We start from the raw sequence: 3,949 nt of genomic DNA on the forward strand, positions 1-3,949 counted from the left end.
TGGGGGTCGTCGACCTGCTCACCCGGAGCGTGCAGAAGGTCGGCGTCTTCCGGCCGGTCGCACGCAGCACGGACCAGCCGGACTACGTCCTCGAGCTCCTGCTCGCGCACGACGGCGTCGACCTCGACTACGAGCAGTGCGTCGGGGTGACGTACGACGACGTGCACGCCGACCCCGAGGCCGCCCTGTCGCGGATCGTGTCGCGCTACCACGAGGTCGAGCGGCTGTGCGACGTCGTCGTCATCGTCGGCACCGACTACACCGACGTCGCCGGCCCGACGGAGCTGGCGTACAACGCGCGGATCGCCGTGAACCTCGGCGCACCCGTGCTGCTCGTGGTGCGCGGCTCCGGCCGCCGGCCCGACGAGGTGCGCGGCATGGCCGAGGTCTGCATCGGCGAGATGCGCTCCCAGCACGCCGAGGTCATCGGGATCGTCGCCAACCGCTGCGCGGCGCACGACCTCGTCACCATCCGGGCCGCGCTGGGCAACGACCTGCCCGCCTGGACGGTGCCGGAGGACCAGCTGCTCAGCGCCCCCACCGTCGGCGCCCTCATGGAGGCCGTGGGCGGGCGGCTCGCCGCGGGCGACGAGGCGCTGCTCTCGCGCGAGGCCCTGGCCGTGCTGGTCGGCGCGATGTCGATCGAGCACCTGCTCGAGAAGCTCACCGACGGCGCCGTCATCATCACCCCGGGCGACCGCTCCGACATCCTGCTGGGCCTGCTCATGGCGCACGCCGCCGACGGCTTCCCCTCGCTGGCGGCGATCATCCTCAACGGCGGGTTCTACCCGCCCACGCCGGTCGCCCGCCTGGTCAACGGCCTGGGGACGCGGCTGCCCATCATCCGCACGGACATGGGCACGTTCCACACCGCCAGCGCCGCGGCCAACACGCGGGGCCGGCTCACCGCCGACTCCCAGCGCAAGGTCGACACCGCGCTGGCGCTCTTCGAGAAGCACGTCGACGGCCCCACCCTGCTGGCCCGGCTCAACGTCGCCCGGCCGTCGGTCGTCACGCCGCTGATGTTCGAGTGGGAGCTGCTCGCCCGCGCCCGCGCCGACCGCAAGCACATCGTGCTGCCCGAGGGCGGCGACGACCGGATCCTGCGGGCGGCCAGCACGCTGCTGCAGCGCGAGGTCGCCCGGCTGACCATCCTCGGCAACGAGACGTCCATCAGGGCCAGGGCCACCGAGCTCGGCCTGGACATCACCTCTGCCACCGTCATCGACCCCAAGGACGGCGCGCTGCACGAGCGGTTCGCCCACGAGTACACCGAGCTGCGCAAGCACAAGGGCATGACGCTCGAGCGCGCGCGCGAGATCGTCAGCTCGGTCTCCTACTTCGGCACGATGATGGTCCAGCTCGGCCTTGCCGACGGCATGGTCTCCGGTGCGATGCACACCACGGCGCACACCATCCGGCCGGCGTTCGAGATCATCAAGACCACGCCGGGCGTCGGCATCGTCTCCAGCGTGTTCCTCATGTGCCTCGAGGACCGCGTGCTCGTCTACGGCGACGCGGCGGTCAACCCTGACCCGACGGCCGAGCAGCTCGCGGACATCGCGATCTCCTCGGCGCAGACGGCGGCGCAGTTCGGCATCGAGCCGCGCATCGCCATGCTGTCGTACTCGACCGGGGAGTCGGGCACGGGGCCCGACGTGGAGAAGGTGCGCACGGCCACGGCGCTGGTCCGCGAGCGCAGGCCGGACCTCGAGATCGAGGGGCCCATCCAGTACGACGCCGCCGTCGACGCATCCGTCGCGAAGACGAAGATGCCGGGGTCCACGGTGGCCGGCCGGGCGACGGTCTTCATCTTCCCGGACCTCAACACGGGCAACAACACGTACAAGGCCGTCCAGCGGTCCGCCGGCGCCGTGGCCATCGGCCCCGTGCTCCAGGGCCTGCGCAAGCCGGTCAACGACCTGTCCCGGGGCGCCCTGGTCCAGGACATCGTCAACACCGTGGCGATCACCGCGATCCAGGCCCAGCGCCAGGCGAGGGCCGACGCCGACGCCGCCGCGGCCGCGGCCGTTGGCGCCACGCATGCCGGGCCGACGACCTCCGCCGAGGAGGCCGCCGCCCGCATCACCAGCGCGCACGCCCTCGCCGGGGCGACGCCCGACGTCCCGGCACCACCCGCCGCGGCCACCCCGTCCGGTCCGGACACCACCCGAGGAGAAGCCCTGTGAGCGCGCACGTCCTGGTGATCAACTCGGGGTCCTCCTCGATCAAGTACCAGCTGGTCGACGTCGAGTCGGGTGACGCCATGGCCACCGGGCTCATCGAACGGATCGGCCAGCCCACCGGGTCGATCAGGCACGAGGGCCCGGACGGGACCACCAAGCTCGAGCAGCCGGTGCCGGACCACGAGGCCGGGATCGCCGTCATCCTCGACCTGTTCGCGACCCACGGCCCGCGCCTGGCGGCGGACGAGCTCGCCGCGATCGGCCACCGCGTGGTCCAGGGCGGCAGCCGGTTCCCCGGCCCGGCGCTCGTCGACGACGCGGTCGAGGCCGCGATCTCCGAGCTCGCCACCCTCGCGCCGCTGCACAACCCGCCGAACCTCTCCGGCATCCGCGCCGCCCGGCACGCGTTCCCGACGGTGCCGCACGTTGCCGTCTTCGACACGTCCTTCCACACCACCCTCCCGCCGGCCGCGTACACCTACGCGATCGACCGCCAGGTGGCGGCGGACTACGCGATCCGCCGCTACGGCGCGCACGGCACGTCGCACCTGTACGTCTCGCGGCACACCGCAGAGCTGCTCGGCAAGGACCCGTCCGAGGTCAACGTCATCGTGCTGCACCTCGGCAACGGCGCCTCGGCCACCGCCGTGCGCGGCGGGGTGTCGGTCGAGACCTCGATGGGCCTGACCCCGCTCGAGGGCCTCGTGATGGGCACGCGCTCGGGCGACATCGACCCGGCCGTGCTCTTCCACCTGCAGCGCGTCGCCGGGATGACGACGGACGAGCTCGACGACCTGCTCAACCGCCGCTCCGGCATGCTGGGCCTGTCGGGCTCGTCCGACATGCGCGACGTGCACGACGCGGTCGCGGCGGGCGACGAGAACGCCCGCACGGCCCTGGAGGTCTACTACCACCGGATCAAGAGCTACGTGGGCTCCTACTACGCCCACCTGGGCCACGTGGACGCCATCGCGTTCACGGCCGGGATCGGCGAGAACGACGACATCGTGCGGATCAACTCCCTGGCCGGGCTCGAGCGTCTGGGGATCGCGGTGGACCCGGAGCGCAACGCCGGCCGCAAGAAGGCCGACACCGTCATCTCCCCCGACGGCTCCGAGGTGACCGTGCTCGTGGTGCCCACCAACGAGGAGCTCGAGATCGCCCGTCAGGCCGTCGCCCTGGTCACCGCCTGAGCCCCGCACCGTCGGGCGTACGACGAGGGCCGGTCACTCCGCGGTGACCGGCCCTCGTCGTCGGTGCTACAGCCCGAGGCCCTGCCGGGACTCGGGGGTCATCAGGGCGATGGCGGCGGCCCGGCCGTCGATCGCACCGCGCGCACCCAGGGCGGCCTCGGCGATCGCCTCGCACTGCGCCAGCGTGTGCTGGCGGATCGCGAAGCGCACCGACGCGAGCGAACCCGTCGACATCGACAGGCTCGTGATGCCGAGCCCCTTGAGCACGAGCGCCATGACGGCGTCCCCCGCGGACTCGCCGCACACCCCGACCGGCTTGCCGGCCTCGACGCCGGCGCGGGCCGTCATGGCCACGAGCTGGAGCACGGCGGGCTGGAACGGGTCGAGCAGGTCGGCGAGCTCGCCGCGCAGCCGGTCGGTGGCCATCGTGTACTGGGCCAGGTCGTTGGTGCCGATCGAGACGAAGTCGACCTCCTGGAGCACCTCCCGGGCGCGCAGCGCGACGGAGGGCACCTCCACCATGACGCCGACCGTCTTGATGCCGTGGCCGCGGGCCATGCTCGCGAACTC

General features: G+C 72.6%; 3 protein-coding genes. 2 read left to right on the plus strand and 1 reads right to left on the minus strand.

All coding sequences use genetic code 11. The features are described 5' to 3' along the window. Together pta and PKY62_RS12435 are read left to right on the plus strand one after the other, a co-directional pair. The coding region (gene pta, locus PKY62_RS12430; RefSeq protein WP_324537423.1) for a phosphate acetyltransferase at nt 1–2,189 on the plus strand (2,189 nt) is incomplete at its 5' end. Further along, nucleotides 2,186–3,379, plus strand: coding sequence for an acetate/propionate family kinase (locus PKY62_RS12435; protein WP_324537425.1), 1,194 nt, complete (start codon nt 2,186–2,188; stop codon nt 3,377–3,379). The genes pta and PKY62_RS12435, both read left to right, overlap by 4 nt. Nucleotides 3,380–3,445: 66 nt before the next feature. Here the strand turns inward: PKY62_RS12435 and PKY62_RS12440 are convergent. Then, on the minus strand, nt 3,446–3,949 hold a 504-nt coding region (locus PKY62_RS12440; RefSeq protein WP_324537427.1), incomplete at its 5' end, for a putative PEP-binding protein.

The organism is Actinotalea sp. (assembly GCF_035443605.1).
Taxonomy (GTDB): domain Bacteria; phylum Actinomycetota; class Actinomycetes; order Actinomycetales; family Cellulomonadaceae; genus Actinotalea.